The sequence below is a fragment of the Caldimonas thermodepolymerans genome (genome assembly GCF_015476235.1).
Classification (GTDB): Bacteria; Pseudomonadota; Gammaproteobacteria; order Burkholderiales; family Burkholderiaceae_C; genus Caldimonas; species Caldimonas thermodepolymerans.
Map to the genome: position 1 here is coordinate 2,940,846 of NZ_CP064338.1, position 17,703 is coordinate 2,958,548.

Sequence of the window (17,703 nt, forward strand, 5' to 3'; positions counted from 1 at the left end):
TGCGCAACCTGCATCTCGAAGAACCGGTATCTTAAGCGTCGAGAGGTGTCGGCCCGTCGACGGAGTTCCATTCACGCACAACTTATTGACCAATTCTCGTTTGCCCCGGCGGCACGGCGCGCCTACCATCGGCGCATTGCCTGCCTGGAGAACGTCATGGCCCAACCCGCCTTCCACTGGGACGACCCCCTGCTGCTGGAACAACAGCTCACCGAGGACGAACGCATGGTGCGCGACGCCGCGCGCGCCTACTGCCAGGACAAGCTGATGCCGCGCGTGCAGGAAGCATTCCGCCACGAGAAGACCGACCCGGCGATCTTCCGCGAGATGGGCGAGCTGGGCCTGCTGGGCCCGACCATCCCCGCCGAGTACGGCGGCGCCGGCCTCAACTACGTCAGCTACGGGCTGATCGCCCGCGAGGTCGAGCGGGTGGACTCCGGCTACCGCTCGATGATGAGCGTGCAGTCCTCGCTGGTGATGGTGCCGATCCACGAATTTGGCTCGGAGGACCAGAAGCGCAAGTACCTGCCCAAGCTGGCGCGCGGCGAATGGATCGGCTGCTTCGGCCTGACCGAGCCCAACCACGGCTCCGACCCCGGCAGCATGGAGACCCGCGCACGCCGCGTGGACGGCGGCTACCGGCTCTCGGGCAGCAAGATGTGGATCACCAACAGCCCGATCGCCGACGTGTTCGTGGTCTGGGCCAAGAACGACGAGGGCCGCATCCGCGGCTTCATCCTCGAGAAGGGCATGCCGGGGCTGTCGGCGCCGGCGATCCACGGCAAGGTAGGCCTGCGCACCTCGATCACCGGCGAGATCGTGATGGACGACGTGTTCGTGCCGGCCGAGCAGGAGCTGCCGCATGCCGAGGGCCTCAAGGGCCCGTTCACCTGCCTCAACAGCGCCCGCTACGGCATCGCCTGGGGCGCGCTGGGCGCGGCCGAGTTCTGCTGGCACGCCGCGCGCCAGTACACGCTGGACCGCAAGCAGTTCGGCCGGCCGCTGGCAGCCAACCAGCTGATCCAGAAGAAGCTGGCCGACATGCAGACCGAGATCGCCCTGGGCCTGCAGGGCTGCCTGCGGCTGGGCCGCATGAAGGACGAGGGCACGGCCGCGCCCGAGATCACCTCGATGATGAAGCGCAATTCCTGCGGCAAGGCGCTGGACATCGCCCGCATGGCGCGCGACATGCACGGCGGCAACGGCATCAGCGACGAGTACGGCGTGATCCGCCATGTCGTGAACCTGGAGGTGGTCAACACCTACGAAGGCACGCACGACATCCACGCACTGATCCTCGGCCGCGCGCAGACCGGCATCCAGGCCTTCAGCGCATGAGCGCCGACCCCGCACCCACCGCGCTGGGCCACCTGCGCGTGCTGGACCTCTCCCGCGTGCTGGCCGGCCCCTGGTGCGGACAGATCCTCGCGGACCTGGGCGCGCAGGTCATCAAGGTCGAGCGCCCCGACGAAGGCGACGACACGCGCCACTGGGGCCCGCCCTTCCTGAAGGACGCCGACGGGCGCGACACCGACGCCGCCACCTACTACACCTGCGCCAACCGCAACAAGCAGTCGGTCACGGTGGACCTCACCCGCCCGGAAGGCCAGGCCATCGTGCGCGAGCTGGCGTGCCGGAGCGACGTGCTGATCGAGAACTTCAGGGCCGGCGGGCTGGCGCGCTACGGGCTGGACTACGCGACGCTCAAGGAGCTCAACCCCCGCCTGATCTACTGCTCGATCACCGGGTTCGGCCAGGACGGCCCCTACGCGGGCCGCGCCGGCTACGACCTGCTGGTGCAGGCAGCCAGCGGCCTGATGAGCATCACCGGCCGCCCGGACGGGGAGCCCGGCGGCGGGCCGATGCGCGTCGGCGTGGCGGTGATCGACCTGTTCACCGGCGTCTATGCCGCCACCGCGATCCTCGCCGCGGTCGAGGCGCGCCACCGCACCGGGCGCGGCCAGTACATCGACATGGCACTGCTGGACGTCGGCATGGCGATGCTCGCCAACCAGGCGGCCGGCTACCTGCACACCGGTCGCGTGCCGCAGCGCCAGGGCAACACGCACCCGAGCATCGTGCCCTACCAGGACTTCCCGACCGCCGACGGCGCGATGCTGCTCGCGGTGGGCAACGACGGGCAGTTCGCGCGCTTCTGCGAGGCCGCCGGCGTGCCCGGGTGGAGCCGCGACCCGCGCTTTGCGACCAACGCCGAACGCGTGCGCCACCGCGCGGTGCTGGTGCCGATGATCGAGTCGATCACCCGCCAGCGCACCACGCGCGAGTGGGTCGAGCTGCTGGAGGACCGTGCCGTGCCTTGCGGCCCGATCAACGACATCGGCCAGGCCTTCGCCGACCCGCAGGTCCGCGCGCGCGGCCTGCGCGTCGAGCTGCCGCATCCCCGCTTCGGCCAGGTCGCCGGGGTCGCCAGCCCGCTGCGGCTGTCGGAAACGCCGCCCGTGGTACGCCACGCGCCGCCCGACCTGGGGCAGCACACCGAACAGGTGCTGTCGGAGGTATTGGGCTATGACGCCGCGCGCATCGCGGCGCTGAAGGCGCAAGGCATCGTGTGAGGGGTGCGCGGCGCAACGCCGCGCCGGCGGCTAGCCCGCGCGCACCAGCGCCGCCGTCGCGCGGCGCACGACGGGCAGCACCAGCAGCAGCACCGGGAACGCCACCACCCAGGACAGGCCCCAGGCCGTCATCCACTGCGAGACGAACTGCGGCGACAGCCCCACGCCCTTGAGCGTGCTGATGAACGAGACGATGCAGGTCATCAGCACCGAGAGCAGGAAGGCCGTCACCAGCGGCGCAAAGCGCGCCGGGAACTTGGGGATGCCGAAGGCGATGGTCGTGGTGCCATCCGGGTGGTTCATGGGAAGTCCTTGATCGATCCAGCAGCGACGGCGCGACGCCGGGCGCCGTCACGGGCACGGTGCGTCGCGGCGCGAACGAGCACGGATTTTCGGGGAAGCGGCCCTGCCCCGGTCGCGCCGCGGGATAGCCCCGGCCGTGCGCGCGCCTATCCCCACCGTCCGCGCAGGCGCGCGGCCAGGCCGACCGTCGCGCCGGACGGCGCGACCGCCTCCGGGGCCGCGGCCGCCGCCGGCTGGCGCCGCTCGAACAGCGGCTGCACCTGCGGCGGGATGAAGCGGGACAGCGACCCGTACACGTGCCGGTCCCCCTTGCCCTGACCGTGCACGTAGAAGCGCTGCGGCACGATCAGCTGCAGGTGCTGGCGGGCCCGCGTCATCGCCACGTACAGCAGGCGCCGCTCCTCCTCGACCAGCTCGGCCGAGCCGGTGGCCAGGTCCGACGGGATGCAGCCGTCGACCGCGTTGAGCAGGTAGACGGCCTGCCATTCCTGCCCCTTGGCCGAGTGGATGGTCGACAGGATCAGGTAGTCCTCGTCGAGCAGCGGCGGCCCGGCCTCGGCGCTGGTGGCCTCGGGCGGGTCCAGCGCCAGCTCGGCCAGGAACTGCTCGCGCGAGCGGTAGCCCTCGGCGATGCGCGCCAGCTGGGCCAGGTCGGCCGCGCGCACCGGCGCATCGTCGTGCAGCCGCTCCAGGTGCGGCTGGTACCACTGCTGCACGCGGCGCAGGTCGTCGGGCCAGCCGGCCTCGCCCTGCCGCAGTGCGGCATAGAGCGTGCGCAACGCCTGCCAGTCGTCGCGCGCCGCGGCCGGCACCTCGAAGGCGAGCAGGGCCGCGGCCGGGTCGGCGGCCTGCTCCAGCGCGTCGAGCAGGCGCCGCGCCGTCGCCGGGCCGATGCCGGGGACCAGCTGCGCGACGCGGAAGCCGGCCAGGCGGTTGCGCGGGTTCTCGACCCAGCGCAGCACCGCGAGCACGTCCTTGATGTGCGAGGCCTCCAGGAACTTCAGCCCGCCGAACTTGACGAACGGGATGTTGCGCCGCGCCAGCTCCAGCTCGAGCGCCGCGCTGTGGTGCGCCGCGCGGAACAGCACCGCCTGCGACCGCAGCCTGAGCCCCTGCTCGCGCAGGCGCAGTACCTCGTCGGCCACCCAGCGCGCCTGCGCGGCGTCGTCCAGCACCGTGACCAGCGCCGGGCGCTCGGACGAGGTGCGGTCGGTCCACAGCTGCTTGGCGTGGCGCTCGGCCGCCAGCGCGATCACCGCGTTGGACGCATCGAGGATGGGCTGCGTGGAGCGGTAGTTGCGCTCCAGCGTGACGACCCGCACCTCGCGTCCGAACTGGCGCGGGAAGTCCAGGATGTTGCGCACCTCGGCAGCGCGGAACGAGTAGATCGACTGCGCATCGTCGCCCACCACGGTGAGCCCCTGCCCGTCGGGCTTCATCGCCTGCAGGATGGCCGCCTGCAGGCGGTTGGTGTCCTGGTACTCGTCCACCAGCACGTGGTCGAAGCGCGCGCCCAGCTCGCGCGCCAGCTCGGGCACGGACACCATCTCGGCCCAGTACAGCAGCAGGTCGTCGTAGTCGAGCACGTGCTGCTGCTGCTTGGCGCGCACGTAGGCGCCGAACAGCCGCACCAGCTCGTCCTCCCAGGCCTGGCACCACGGGTAGTGCCACTGCAGCACCTCGGCCAGCGGCGCCTGGCTGTTGACCACGCGCGAGTAGATCGACAGGCACGTGCCCTTGAGCGGGAAACGGTGCTTCGTGCGCGCCAGCCCGAGCTCCTCGCGCACCCAGCCCATCAGGTCCTCGGCATCGGCCCGGTCGTGGATCGTGAAGTCCTCGGGCAGGCCGATGCGCGGCGCATAGGCGCGCAGCAGCCGCGCGCCCACGCTGTGGAAGGTGCCCGACCACGGCAGCGCGGGCGGCCGCGCCTCGCCCGCCAGCCCCAGCGCCTGCTGCAGCACGCGGCCGACGCGGCGCTCCATCTCCTGCGCCGCACGGCGCGAGAAGGTCAGCAGCAGCAGGCGCTGCGGATCGGCGCCGGCCAGCACCAGCCGCGCCACGCGCGCGGCCAGCGTCATCGTCTTGCCAGACCCGGCCCCGGCGATCACCAGCAGCGGCGCGCAGCCCGGCCCGTCGGCGATGCCGTGCTCGACGGCATCGCGCTGCTGCGCGTTCAGCGCCGCAAAGGGGTCCGGGGCCTGAAGGGGAGGAACTTCGAGGAGGGTCGTGGTCATGCGATCGGCAACCGCCTGCCGCAACGGTGGACGGGCAAGCGCACCCTGGACTGTATATCCATCCAGGCGGCCGCGCAGCCCGGCGGAGCGGCCACGCGCGAACGCATCACTCGTGGCCGAGGGCGACCCGGTGGCCGTGCGCCTGCTGCTGCAGCACGGGGCCGCGACACCCGCCGCATCGATGCCGAAGGCCGCACGCCGCTGGACCGGGCACGCCGGCGCCATGCAGCCCGGCCGCTGCCTCACCGGCAGGACATGGTCCGGCTGCTGCAAGCGCTGACAGCGCCGACGGGAAACGGCAACCGCCCGGGCGACGGGAAAAGAAAAAGGGCCACGCGTTGCGTGGCCCTTTCGTGTTTGGCGCGGCTGGCAGGATTCGAACCCACGACCCCTTGGTTCGTAGCCAAGTACTCTATCCAACTGAGCTACAGCCGCGAAGAACGAAAGTATAGCACGACAATTTTTTCGTTGTCTACTACTCGATGCGTGCCGCGTGTCGATAGCACGCCTGGGCGCGATCGAGGTCGCCGTCGCGCTCGGCCAGTTCGGCCAGTTGCCGCCAGGCGGCGCGGCGCGACGCGGGGGCCAGCTGTTCGTGGCCGGCGCAGCGTTCGAGCAGCTGGCGAGCCTTGCCCCACAGCTGCAGTTCCGCAAGCGCGCTGCCCAGCGCATGGGCCAGCGCCGGGTCGCCCGGGTCGGCCGCGACGGCCGCTTCCAGGCGCGGCAGCCAGTCGGCGCCGACGCCGCTGACGCTGGCGACGAACGCGCGGCTCAGTTCGGCGCGCTCGTCGGCGCCGAAGGTGGCGATCTGCTCCCAGTAGGGGCGCAACCAGGCGCGCGCCTCCTCGAAGCCGCCCATGCGCGCCATCAGCGTGGCCGCGCGCGCAACGACGTATACGTCGCGCCGGTCGGTGGCATCGAGCTGCTGCCAGACACGGCGCAGCTGGTCGGCATCGCGTGCGGTCTCGAGCGCGTCGATCGCCAGCGAGCGCAGCAGACCGGTGGCGGCCGAGGGCGAGAAGCCCTGGTGCTTGGCCAGCAGCCGCGCGGTGCGCAGCGCCTCGAGCGGCCGCTGGGCATAGCGGGCGGCCTGCAGCTTGAGCCGCAGCGCCTGGGTGCGGCGCGCGACGCCGGGCGAGAGCCCGGCGATCAGCTCCAGCGCACGGTCGGCATCGCGGTCGTCCAGTGCCCATTCGGCGGCCATCAGGCGCGCGCCCTCCTCGGCGGCCCGGGTGCTGCCGCCCGGGCGCACCGCTGCTAGCGCCCGGGACAGGTGCTCCTCGCGGCGCGCGCGATCCTGCAGGCGGTGCATGCTGCCCGCGGCCAGCAGGTGCGCCAGCATCGTGAATTCGGCGTCCTCGCGCAGCTCGGGCGTGTCCTGCTGGATCGTCAGCGCGCGTTCGGCCGCCTTGTGCGCGCGGGTGTAGCGCGCGCCGAAGAACAACGCCAGCGACTCACGCAGCGCCTGCTGGGCCGAGCGCTCGCGCTTGGCAAGGCGCCATTCGCGCGCGCGGCGCGGCAGCCCGATCAGCGCGTTGATGCCGCGCACCGCGACATACGCGACCGCGATGGTGAGCACCAGCGCCAGCACGAAGAAGTTGAGCGAGACATCGACCCGCCACGGGGCCCAGAAGACGGTGACCAGCCCGTCGTTCGCCCCGAGCACGGCCGCGGCCACGACGGCCGCGACGAACAACAGGATCAGCCAGACGATCGCGCGCATCGCTTGCGGCTCCTCAACGCGCGGCGGACACGGCCGCCAGCGCCGCGAAGGTGTCGTCCGGCCGCGGCACCGCCGTCTGGCGCGCCTGCGCGGCCACCTGGCCCAGCAGCTCGCGCACCGTGCCGACGCGGCGCGACTGTCCGTCGAAGTAGCGCTCGAGCGTCTGGCCCGCGGCGTCCAGGTCGGCCTGCACGGTGTCGAACTGGCGGCCCAGCAGCGCCAGCCGCGCGTTCAGCAGCCGCAGCTTGAGGTTCTCGCGCAGGAAGAAGGCCTGCTCGGGCGCGACCAGCATCGCCTCGGGCCGGTCCACGCGCGTGACGCGGATCAGCGAGCGCACCTCGGCCCAGGCGCGCTGGCCGGCCTGGCGCCACCAGTCGGCGCTCGACGCCGGCGCCGGCGCGGCCGGCTGCGCCTCGGCGGCACCCGCCTGCGGAACGGCCTCGGCCGGGTTGGACAGCAACGGCAGCTCGTCGATCAGGCGCACCGCCTCGTCGATCCGGATCACCAGCCCGGACACGTCCACCAGGCCGGCCGCGCTGACGCGCTCCAGGTCGCGGGCGATCGCGCGGCGCACGCCTTCCAGGCGCGGCTGGTTGGCGCGCTGCAGGCGTTCGTCGGCCGAGCGCAACGCAGCCACCAGCGGCTCGGCGCTGCCGGTGATCGTGACCTGCTGCAACGCCACGCGCAGGCTGGCCTCGACGTCGCCCAGCAGGTTCTCCTCGCGCGAGCGCGACAGCGACTGCATCAGCTCTTCCAGCTGCGTGCGCTGCACGGCCACCTCCGACAACCGGGCCTCGAGCAGCGCGACCTTGGCGCTCGCGTCGCGCGAGACGTCCTGCGCCTCGCGCGCCAGCGTACGGGCCTCGGTGGCCTGCTCGTGGCTGTCCTGCTGGCGGCGCACCAGGTCCTGCTCCAGCACCTGCAGGTGCTGGCGGGTCTGATAGGCCAGCACCAGGCTGCCGGCGGCCAGCGCGAGCAGCACGATCATCGCCACCCACACCGGGCCGCGCGCCGGTGGCGAGGCGGGCCGCGGGGGCTCCGCGGGCGGCACGGGGCTGGCGGGCGGAGGCGCTTCGTTCGTGTTGGTGGTTGTGGTGGTATCGCTCACGGTGCGGACGATTGTATAGAGCGCCTGATGGTGGCCTGGACCGCGGCCAGCGCCGGCCGGCATTCGAGCGGCGCGACGATGCCGAGCGCGCGCGCGCGCTGCGCGATGCGCGGGTGCGTGGCCAGCGCCAGCATGGCGCCCCAGGGCGGCTGCAGGCCGCGTTCGGCGCAGCAGCGTTCGAGGTGGTCGATCACCTCGGAGCTGCTGAAGAACCAGAGATGCCCGCGCGGCTGCGCCAGCGCCTGCGCGAGCAGCGCCTCGGCGCGCGCGTCCAGCTCGGGCGGCTGGCGGCGGTAGGCGCTGACGAAGTCCACGCGCGCGCCGGCCTCGCGCCAGCGTTCGGCCAGCCAGTTGCGCCCGCCCTCGCCGCGCACCACCAGCACCGCGGCGCCCTGCCAGTCCTCGTGGCACAGGCGTTGTGCCCACAGCGTCTCGGAATCGAACTGCGCGGCATCGTCGGACGGCTGGACCAGCCGCTGCGGCGGCACGCCTGCGGCAAGCAGCGCCCGGGCGGTGCCGGGGCCTGGCGAGGCCGCCTGCACGGTGTCGGGCCAGGCGACGCCCTCGGGCCGCAGCGCGAAGAACTGCTCGACCGCGTTCGGGCTGACGAACATCACCATGCGGTAGTCGCGCAGCTGCCGCCAGGCCCGGTGCACGGCCGCCACATCGGCCGGCGCGCCGATGCCGATGAGCGGCAGCGCCTCGGCCTCGATGCCGCCGCGGCGCAGCCCTTCGACCCATTCGCCGGCCTGGGCGGCCGGCCGCGTCACGAGCACCTTCATCGCACCAGCGTCAGCCGTGTTGCAGGTAGCCGTCGGCCCCCTGCTCGCGCAGCTGCTGTGCCGCGGCCACGCCCAGCGCCTCGGCCTGCGCGGTGTCGGCCACCGGGCCGCTCACGGCGGCCTTCAGCAGCGGCGCATCGGCGCGCTCGGGATGGCCGATCGCGGTGCTCAGGCGCAGCTGCCCGTCCTGCCACACCGCGTGGGCCGCCAGCGGCACGCTGCAGCTGCCGCCCAGCGCGCGCGAGACCGCGCGCTCGGCGTGCACCGCCAGCCAGGTCGGCCGGTCGACCAGCCCGGCCAGGCGCTCGCGCAGCTCGGCCTGGTCGGCGCGGATCTCGATGCCCAGCGCCCCCTGCCCGGCGGCCGGGATCATGCGGTCCGGCTCGAAGCGGGTGCGGATGCGCTCGGCCAGGCCCAGGCGCATCAGGCCGGCCGCGGCCAGCACGATGGCGTCGTACCGGCCTTCGTCGAGCTTGCGCAGGCGCGTGTCGAGGTTGCCGCGCAGCGGCTCGATGCGCAGGTCCGGGCGCAAGGCGCGCAGCTGCACCATGCGGCGCAGGCTGGAGGTGCCCACCACCGCCTGCGGCGGCAGTTCCTCCAGCGAGGCGTAGCGCGGCGAGACGAAGGCGTCGCGCGGGTCCTCGCGCTCCAGCACCGCCGCGAGCAGGAACCCGGCCGGCAGGTCCATCGGTACGTCCTTGAGCGAGTGCACCGCCAGGTGCGCGCGCCCTTCCTCGAGCGCGACCTCCAGCTCCTTCACGAACAGACCCTTGCCGCCCACCTTGGACAGCGTGCGGTCGAGGATCTGGTCGCCGCGCGTGGTCATGCCCAGCAGCTCGACCGTGCGGCCGAAGCGCTGCTGCAGCAGCGCCTGCACGTGCCGCGCCTGCCACAGGGCCAGCCGGCTTTCTCGGGTGGCGATCACCCAGGGGGAAGTTGTCGTCGTCATGATGCCGGGATGCTACCCGAGCCCCGCAACGCGCGCGGTGATCGCCCTGCAGGGTGCTACCATCCTGGGCTCGCATGTAATTTTGTTACCACCCCTGCTTCCGCCGAGGTAACCGATGCCACGCGCCGCCGTCCGCTCCACGACGACCCCCGCCCGCCGTCGCCAGCCCGCTGCCGCGACGCGCAAACGCGACGACGCCGCCGAAAAGAACCGGCCGCTGATGGAGGACATCCGGCTGCTCGGGCGCATCCTCGGCGACGTGATCCGCGAGCAGGAGGGCCAGGAGGCGTTCGACCTGATCGAGCGCATCCGCAAGCTGTCGGTGGCCTATCGCCTCAAGCGCGACGCCGATGCCGGCAAGACGCTGGCGCGCCTGCTGAAGAACCTCAGTACCGACCAGGCCGTCTCGGTGATCCGCGCCTTCAGCTACTTCTCGCACCTGGCCAACATCGCCGAGGACCGCCACCACGTGCGCCGGCGCGAGCACCACGAGCGCCAGGGCCACCTGCAGGAAGGGTCGCTCGCGATGTCGCTGGAGCGGCTGGCCGAGAAGAACGTGCGCGCCGAGGAGATCGCCCGCATGCTCGAGCGCGCGTACATCTCGCCGGTGCTCACCGCGCACCCGACCGAGGTGCAGCGCAAGTCCATCCTCGACGCCGAACGCGCCATCGCAGAGCTGATCCATGCGCGCGACGAGCTGCACACGCAGCGCGAGCTGGAGGACAACGAGGCGATGCTGCGCGCGCGCGTGACGCAGCTGTGGCAGACCCGCATGCTGCGCTACACCAAGCTGACGGTGGCCAACGAGATCGAGAACGCGCTCAGCTACTACCACGCCACCTTCCTGCGCCAGATCCCGCGCCTGTACCGCGAGCTGGAGCGCGCGCTGCCGGGCTACGACATCGCGCCGTTCTTCCGCATGGGCAACTGGATCGGCGGCGACCGCGACGGCAACCCCAACGTCACCGCCGACACGCTGGAGCTGGCGCTGCGCGCGCAGTGCGAGACCGCGCTGCGCCACTACCTGACCGAGGTGCACGAACTGGGTGCCGAGCTGTCGATCTCGGCGCTGCTGGTGCAGGTGACACCCGAGATGCAGGCGCTGGCCGAGCGCTCGCCCGACCGCAGCGACCACCGCAAGGACGAGCCCTACCGCCGCGCGCTGGTCGGCATCTATGCGCGGCTGGCCGCGACGCTGCAGCGGCTGACCGGCACCGAGGCGCTGCGCCATGCGGTCGCCCCGTCCGAGCCCTACGCGTCGGCCGACGAGCTGCTGCAGGACCTGTGCACCATCGAGGCCTCGCTGCTGTCGCACCACGGCCGCGCGCTGGCCAGCACGCGGCTGCATTCGCTGATCCGCGCGGTGCAGGTGTTCGGCTTCCACCTCGCCACGGTGGACCTGCGCCAGAGTTCGGACAAGCACGAGGCGGTGGTGGCCGAGCTGCTCGCCACCGCGCGCATCGAGCCGCGCTACGCGCAGCTGCCCGAAGCAGACAAGATCGCGCTGCTGCTGCGCCTGCTCAACGACGCACGCGGCCTGCAGGTGCGCGGCGCGCAGTACTCCGAGCTCACCGTCGGCGAGCTGGCGATCTTCGAGACCGCGCGCCGCATGCGCTCGCTGTACGGCGCGGCCTCGATCAAGCACTACATCATCAGCCACACCGAGACGGTCAGCGACCTGCTCGAGGTGCTGCTGCTGCAGAAGGAAACCGGACTGATGCACGGCACGCTGGACGACGACGGCCACGCCGACCTGATCGTCGTGCCGCTGTTCGAGACCATCGGTGACCTGCGCAACGCCGCGCCCATCATGCGCGAGTTCTACGCACTGCCCGGCGTGCTGGAGCTGGTCAAGCGCTCGGGCGCCGAGCAGGACATCATGCTCGGCTACAGCGACAGCAACAAGGACGGTGGCTACTTCACCAGCAACTGGGAGCTCTACCGCGCCGAGATCGCGCTGGTGGAGTTGTTCAGCGGGCTGCGCAACGAGCACGGCCTCACGCTGCGCCTGTTCCACGGCCGCGGCGGCTCGGTCGGCCGCGGCGGCGGCCCGAGCTACCAGGCCATCCTCGCGCAGCCGCCCGGCACCGTGAACGGCCAGATCCGCCTGACCGAGCAGGGCGAGGTGATCGCCTCCAAGTACGCCAACCCCGAGATCGGCCTGCGCAACCTGGAGACGCTGGTGGCAGCGACGCTGGAAGCCACCCTGCTGCATCCGACCAAGCCTGCACCGAGGTCCTTCCTCGAAGCCGCGCAGGAGCTGTCCAACGCCAGCATGGCGGCCTACCGCAAGCTGGTCTACGAGACGCCCGGCTTCACCGACTACTTCTTCGCCGCCACGCCGATCCGCGAGATCGCCGAGCTGAACATCGGCTCGCGCCCGGCCTCGCGCAAGGCCACGCGCGCGATCGAGGACCTGCGCGCGATCCCGTGGAGCTTCTCCTGGGGCCAGTGCCGCGTCGCGCTGCCGGGCTGGTACGGTTTCGGCTCGGCGGTCGAGGCCTTCCTCGGCACGGGCCGCACGCAGCGCAAGGAGCGCCTCGCGCTGCTGCAGCGCATGCACCGGCAGTGGCCGTTCTTCCGCACGCTGCTGTCCAACATGGACATGGTGCTGGCCAAGAGCGACCTGGCGGTGGCGGCACGCTACGTCGAGCTGGTCGAGGACAGGCGCCTGGGCCGCAGGATCTTCGCGGCCATCCAGGCCGAATGGCAGCGCACGCACGACGCGCTGGCGCTGATCACCGGCGAGAAGCAGCGCCTGGCCTCGAACCCGGCGCTGGCGCGCTCGATCGAGCACCGCTTCCCGTACCTGGACCCGCTCAACCACCTGCAGGTCGAGCTGATGCGCCGCTACCGGCAGCTCAGCGCCGCCGGCCAGACCAACGAGCGCGTGCAGCGCGGCCTGCACATCTCGATCAACGGCGTGGCCGCCGGCCTGCGCAACACCGGCTGAGCCGGCTCACTCGAGCAGGTCGAAGCCCTGGGTCTCGACCTCGATGAACTTCTGCGTGAACCCGGCCACCGCCCGGTACAGCCGGGCGCTCGGGTGCGCGGCCAGCGTCTCGCAGAAGCTGCCGAGCCAGGTCTGCACGTGCTGGCGGAAGAAGCGGCGCTGCTGTTCCAGGTTGCAGACCTCCACGTCGTCGCCGGCGATCAGGTAACGCATCACCTCGAACACGTAGGCGACATGGTCCTCGGTCTCGCCGCTGGCCTCGTCGCGCCCCAGCCCCAGGCGGGCCAGGTCGGCGCGCAGCGCCGCCAGCGGCTTCTCGTTCAGGAAGCCGGCCAGGTAGTACGAGCCGTACAGGAACACCTCGGGCTTGCCGACGCCCTGGAACAGCGCGTCGTACTCGTCGGCCGCGGCCTGCGCGTCGGTGGCGCGCATCGCGGCCACCAGCTCCTGCCACGGTTCCTCGAGGAAGGCGCCTTCCTGCGGCGCCTGCGTCACCGCGACGCGGAACTGCGCCAGCAGCGCCTCGTCCGGCGGCGCCAGGTACAGGCGCGCCAGCAGGCCGTACAGCTCGGCCCGTGCCAGCTCCTCGTCGGGACCGGCAGGGGAAAACGACAGGGGTTGGACGGCGCCGGCGCTCATAGGTCGGTGATCCTGACTTCGTTCGGGTTGCTGAAGATGTCCACGACGCGGCAGTCGCCGCACATCTTGAGGCGCTCGAGCGCGGCGCCCTGGAACGCGGCATGGCCGGCCAGCTTGCCGATCATCACCTCGATCGCCTTGAGCGTGCCGAAGGGCTTGCCGCAGCGGATGCAGCGGTAGGGCTCGACCTCGTGCAGCACGCGCGCCTGCTTGCGCGCCTTGCCGCCGTCGGCCAGCCACAGGCGCGGCTGCAGCGTGATCGCATCCTCGGGGCAGGTGGTCTCGCACAGGCCGCACTGCACGCAGTTCTTCTCGACGAAGCGCAGCTGCGGGCGGTCGGGGTTGTCGGCCAGCGCGGCCTCCGGGCAGGCGCCGACGCAGCTCAGGCACAGCGTGCACTTGTCGGTGTCGACCTGCACGGCGCCGAACGGGCTGCCGGCGGCCGGCAGCGCGATCTCGTCGACCGGCCGCGGCGCCTGCGCCAGCAGGTGGTCCAGCGCCAGTTCCAGCGTCGCGCGCTTGTCGGCCTGGGTCGCGAAGGCCGCCGGCTGCGCCACCGGCTGCGACGGCGCGGCGCGCAGCGCGGCATCGAGCGCGGCGAGGTCGCGCGCGTCGCGCGCCTGCAGCAGCCGCACGTGCTCGCCGCGGTAGCCCAGGCCCTGCAGGATCGCGTTCGCGACCGCGGCCTGCGCGGCCAGCGCCTCGCGGTACTCGGGCGCCTCTTCGTCGGTCAGCAGCACCCACACGTCGGCCGCGCCGTAGGCGATGGCCGACAGCCACAGGTCCAGGCCGATGCTCGCGGTGTGCCATACCGCCACCGGCAGCACGCGCGCCGGCACGCCGTGCACGCTGCGGTCGGTGCGGGCGGCGCGGCCCAGGTCCTCGAGGATCCGGGCCCCGGCCCCCTCGCTGTGCACCAGCAGGGCGGCGTCGCGGCCGCCCGCGCGGCGGTAGGTCTGCAGCATCGTGCGCAGGCGCCTGCCCTGGTCCACCGTGCCCGGGTAGGCATAGGCCAGCGCGCCGCTCGGGCACACGGTCGTGCAGGCGCCGCAGCCCACGCACAGGTGCGGCTCGACGAAGATGCCGCCGCCGGCCTGCGCCTCGCTGCGGATCGCGCGCGCGGAGCACACCTCGATGCAGGCGTCGCAGCCGACGCGCTCGTTGCGGCTGTGGGCGCACAGCTTCTGCTTGTACTGGAAGAACTTGGGCTTCTCGAACTCGCCGCTCATCTCGCGCAGCTTGAGCACCGCGTCCATCAGGCGGCGCTCGTCGCTGCCGGCGTGGAAGTAGCCCTGCGGCGGCTGGTGCATCGTGAACAGCGGCTGCTCGCCCAGGTCCAGCACCAGGTCGAAGCGCTCGCCGCTTTCCTGCACGCTGCGCTCGAAGTCGATCGCGCCGGCCGCCTCGCAGACGCGCACGCAGTCGCGGTGCGCGCGGCACGCCTCGAGGTCGACCTGGTAGTCGAAGCCGATCGCGCCCTCGGGGCAGGCGTCGATGCAGGCATTGCAGCGCGTGCACAGCTCCAGGTCGATCGGGTTGCCGTGGCGCCAGGTGAGCTCGAAGGCACCCAGCCAGCCGCGCAGCTGCACCACCTCGCCGGCGAACACCGCGCGCTCGCGCCGCTGCGGCAGCGCCCCGCCGGTGCGGGTGACCAGCAGCGTGACGTCGAGCCGGTCCTCCAGCAGGGTGGCGGCGCGCTCGGCCGCCTCGGCCGGGCCGATCACCACGCAGCGTCCGCCGCTGCGGTAGCCGACCGTGGGCACCGGCTCCGGTTCCGGCAGCTGGGCCGCGGCGATCAGCGCCGCCAGCTTGGGCGTGGCCTTGGCGGCGTCCTTCGACCAGCCGCCGGTCTCGCGGATGTTGACGAAGCGGATCGGCCGCTCGGTGACCGGCGGCGCGCCTTCCGTTTCCTGGTTCAGCTCGAGGAACAGCCGGCGTTCCTGGGTGCAGGCCACCAGCAGGTCGTCGCCGGACTTGGCCGCGCGCTGGAACGCGCCGGCTTCGCGGCGGCACAGCGTCGTGTGGATCGGCAGGGCTGCGGCGGTGCCGTCAGCGCTCAGGGCCCGGCTCAGCGCCTGGCCGTCCAGCGGCATCGTCCGGTTGCAATTGCACAGCAGGGTTTTCATCGTGGGCAGGCGGGGCGTCGGCGGCATCGGCCGTACCCCTGTCTTCGGTGATCTTGGAGCGGTCGTCCGCCGGCAGCGCGGGCGCGGTGGCGGCTGCGTCGTTGGCCGCCTCGGCGGGCTGGCGTTGTCGTTCTTCCTCGTCGCGGAACAGCCCGAGCATCGCGGATTGGGCCATCTTCCGCAGCACCGTGGCCGGGATCGGGTCGGGCCGGGTGTAGTCGTCGATGTAGACGTCCAGCCCGTCCATCTGGTTGAAGTGCGGGTCGCTGAACAGCTTCTTCAGCGCCGCCCGCTTGACGTCCTCGTCGACGCCACGCGAGACGAAGCGGGAGAAGTCCGACTCCGGCGTCAGGCGCGCGACGTCTTCCCAGGTCGGCGGCGGCTCCTGGCGTTCGGGGGCCGGCGGTTGCACCGCCGGTGCCGGGGTTCGTGCCTCGGCTTCGGCCGGCACGGCGGCAGCCGCGGCGTCGGCCCCTTGCTGCTGCGGCGGCGCGGGCGCTGCGACGGGCGGCTCGGCCGCCTCCCGCGCTTCGGCCTTGCGTCGCGACCAACGGGAGAAGAAGCTTTCAGCCGCCATCGCTCACTCCGGAGCCTTGTCGCCCTTCAGCCCGGCGTGCGCGATGCGTGCATCGGGCGACACGAAGGACGCCGGGCGTTGCCGCTTCTTCGGTTCGGGCTTGTAGTGCTCGGCGGTATAGGCCTGCAGCCAGGCCACCAGCGGCGGCTGCAGCGGCACGTTGTCGACCCGCTCCTGCGCGTCCAGCCAGCGGCCTGCCTCGTTGTACGACAGGCTGACCTGCTCGACGGTGGCGCGCGACGGGTCCTCGTCATCGATGCGCCACATCACGAACCACACCGGCTGGCCGGAGCTGAGGTTCAGGTAGTAGCCCTCGGCCTCGTCACGGAACAGCTCCAGCCGGAAGGCCGGGAACATCCAGCGCGCGATGCGGCCGTCGTCGTGCAGCAGACGCGGCTCGCGGCCGAAAGCCTCCTGCTGCTCGACGACCTCGACGATGCGGAAACGCCAGTCTTCCCAGACGTTCGGACTGGCCTCGCGCTCCAGCACGACGGCAACTTCGACGCAGGGACGCGGCATGACGGTCAGCCTCTCAGGTGCCCTTGGAGATGGTGATGGTCGGGAACCTGGACGAATAGTCCTTGGCGCGCTGCGCCACCTTCACCGCCACCTTGCGGGCGACTTCCTTGTAGATCTTCGCGATCTCGCCGTCCGGGTCGCTGACCACGGTGGGGCGGCCGGAGTCGGCCTGCTCGCGGATCGACAGGTTCAGCGGCAGCGCACCCAGGTAGTCCACGCCGTACTCGGCAGCCATCCGCTTGCCGCCCTCGGCGCCGAAGATGTGTTCGGCATGGCCGCAGTTCGGGCACACGTGCACCGCCATGTTCTCGACCACGCCGAGGATGGGCACGCCCACCTTCTCGAACATCTTCAGGCCCTTGCGGGCATCCAGCAGCGCGATGTCCTGCGGCGTGGTGACGATCACCGCACCGGTCAGCGGCACGCGCTGGCTGAGCGTCAGCTGGATGTCGCCGGTGCCCGGCGGCATGTCGACGATCAGGTAGTCCAGGTCGCGCCAGTTGGTCTGGCGCAGCAGCTGGTCCAGCGCCTGCGTGGCCATCGGGCCGCGCCAGATCATCGGGTTGTCCGGCTCGATCAGGAAGCCGATCGACATGACCTGCACGCCGTAGTTCTCCAGCGGCTCCATGGTCTTGCCGTCCAGGCTTTCCGGGCGGGCGTCGATGCCCAGCATCATCGGCTGGCTGGGGCCATAGATGTCAGCGTCCAGCATGCCGACCGTGGCACCTTCGGCGGCCAGCGCCAGCGCCAGGTTGGCCGCGGTGGTGCTCTTGCCGACGCCGCCCTTGCCGGAGGCAACGGCGATCACGTTCTTCACGTTGGGCAGCAGCTGCACGCCGCGCTGCACGGCGTGGGCGATCACCTTGGTCGCGATCTGGACGCTGACGTTGCCCACGCCCGGCACGCTGCGGGCCGCGGCGATCAGCGCCTTGCGCAGGTCGGCGAGCTGGCTTTTCGCCGGATAGCCGAGCTCGACGTCGAAAGACACGTCGCTGCCGTCGATGCGCAGGTTCCTCACCGACTTCGTCGACACGAAATCCTTGCCGGTGTTGGGGTCGATGACGGTCTTGAGCGCGTCAAGCAGTGCGGTTTCGGTCAGGGTCATGGAAAGAAGCGGACGACAAAGGGCGAAGGGATCGGCCAACGGGCAGTCTATCGCAGCCGACGCGAACCTGTGGCGAGCCGCCTAGAATCCTGGATTTCCCTGTCCGATGCGC

The 17,703-nt window shown here is 71.9% G+C and carries 14 protein-coding genes and 1 tRNA gene; 3 read left to right on the plus strand and 12 right to left on the minus strand.

Going from position 1 to position 17,703, the window contains the following annotated elements; genetic code table 11:
- Positions 1-156 precede the first annotated feature (156 nt).
- Positions 157-1,338: an acyl-CoA dehydrogenase gene (locus IS481_RS13840; protein WP_104358741.1), complete on the plus strand. Its 1,182-nt coding sequence runs from the start codon at positions 157-159 to the stop codon at positions 1,336-1,338.
- Positions 1,335-2,573 (plus strand): CaiB/BaiF CoA transferase family protein, encoded by a 1,239-nt coding sequence (locus IS481_RS13845; protein WP_104358740.1) that lies wholly within the window; start codon positions 1,335-1,337, stop codon positions 2,571-2,573. The genes IS481_RS13840 and IS481_RS13845 overlap by 4 nt, the downstream gene beginning before the upstream one ends.
- Positions 2,574-2,603: 30 nt before the next feature.
- Here IS481_RS13845 and IS481_RS13850 read toward each other — a convergent pair whose 3' ends face one another.
- From IS481_RS13850 to hemC, 7 genes are all read right to left on the minus strand, one after another.
- Positions 2,604-2,876 (minus strand): DUF2798 domain-containing protein, encoded by a 273-nt coding sequence (locus tag IS481_RS13850; RefSeq protein ID WP_104358739.1) that lies wholly within the window; start codon positions 2,874-2,876, stop codon positions 2,604-2,606.
- A gap of 146 nt (positions 2,877-3,022) precedes the next feature.
- Positions 3,023-5,110: an ATP-dependent helicase gene (locus tag IS481_RS13855; protein ID WP_170067488.1), complete on the minus strand. Its 2,088-nt coding sequence runs from the start codon at positions 5,108-5,110 to the stop codon at positions 3,023-3,025.
- Positions 5,111-5,468: 358 nt separating this feature from the next.
- Positions 5,469-5,545 (minus strand) — tRNA-Arg (locus IS481_RS13860).
- 40 nt (positions 5,546-5,585) lie between these two features.
- Positions 5,586-6,833 carry a heme biosynthesis HemY N-terminal domain-containing protein gene (locus tag IS481_RS13865; protein WP_104358737.1) on the minus strand — a complete coding sequence of 416 codons (1,248 nt, stop codon included), beginning with the start codon at positions 6,831-6,833 and terminating at the stop codon, positions 5,586-5,588.
- 13 nt (positions 6,834-6,846) lie between these two features.
- A complete protein-coding gene (locus IS481_RS13870; protein ID WP_232529299.1) occupies positions 6,847-7,941 on the minus strand; it encodes a uroporphyrinogen-III C-methyltransferase in 1,095 nt (364 codons plus the stop codon).
- Positions 7,938-8,723, minus strand: coding sequence for a uroporphyrinogen-III synthase (locus IS481_RS13875; protein ID WP_104358736.1), 786 nt, complete (start codon positions 8,721-8,723; stop codon positions 7,938-7,940). The genes IS481_RS13870 and IS481_RS13875 overlap by 4 nt, the downstream gene beginning before the upstream one ends.
- A 10-nt stretch (positions 8,724-8,733) precedes the next feature.
- Positions 8,734-9,672, minus strand: a complete 939-nt coding sequence (hemC, locus tag IS481_RS13880; RefSeq protein ID WP_104358735.1) for a hydroxymethylbilane synthase — start codon at positions 9,670-9,672, stop codon at positions 8,734-8,736.
- A 115-nt stretch (positions 9,673-9,787) separates the two neighbouring features.
- Here hemC and ppc point away from each other — a divergent pair, with 115 nt between their 5' ends.
- Complete coding sequence (gene ppc / locus IS481_RS13885) at positions 9,788-12,625, plus strand: phosphoenolpyruvate carboxylase (RefSeq protein WP_104358734.1); 2,838 nt, start codon at positions 9,788-9,790, stop codon at positions 12,623-12,625.
- A 6-nt stretch (positions 12,626-12,631) separates the two neighbouring features.
- Here ppc and IS481_RS13890 read toward each other — a convergent pair whose 3' ends face one another.
- From IS481_RS13890 to apbC, 5 genes are read right to left on the minus strand one after another with little or no spacing between them, the layout of a single operon-like run.
- The gene (locus tag IS481_RS13890; protein WP_104358733.1) at positions 12,632-13,264 is read right to left on the minus strand and encodes a TorD/DmsD family molecular chaperone; all 633 of its coding nucleotides are present in this window, start codon (positions 13,262-13,264) and stop codon (positions 12,632-12,634) included.
- Positions 13,261-15,357 (minus strand): 4Fe-4S binding protein, encoded by a 2,097-nt coding sequence (locus IS481_RS13895; RefSeq protein ID WP_104358732.1) that lies wholly within the window; start codon positions 15,355-15,357, stop codon positions 13,261-13,263. The genes IS481_RS13890 and IS481_RS13895 overlap by 4 nt, the downstream gene beginning before the upstream one ends.
- Entirely contained in the window at positions 15,314-15,967 is a 654-nt protein-coding gene (locus IS481_RS13900; protein ID WP_104358731.1) for a DUF3306 domain-containing protein, read from the minus strand. The genes IS481_RS13895 and IS481_RS13900 overlap by 44 nt, the downstream gene beginning before the upstream one ends.
- 3 nt (positions 15,968-15,970) lie before the next feature.
- Entirely contained in the window at positions 15,971-16,486 is a 516-nt protein-coding gene (locus IS481_RS13905) for a DUF3305 domain-containing protein (RefSeq protein WP_104358730.1), read from the minus strand.
- 13 nt (positions 16,487-16,499) lie between these two features.
- Positions 16,500-17,591 carry an iron-sulfur cluster carrier protein ApbC gene (gene apbC, locus IS481_RS13910; protein WP_104358729.1) on the minus strand — a complete coding sequence of 364 codons (1,092 nt, stop codon included), beginning with the start codon at positions 17,589-17,591 and terminating at the stop codon, positions 16,500-16,502.
- Between the last annotated feature and the right edge of the window lie 112 nt (positions 17,592-17,703).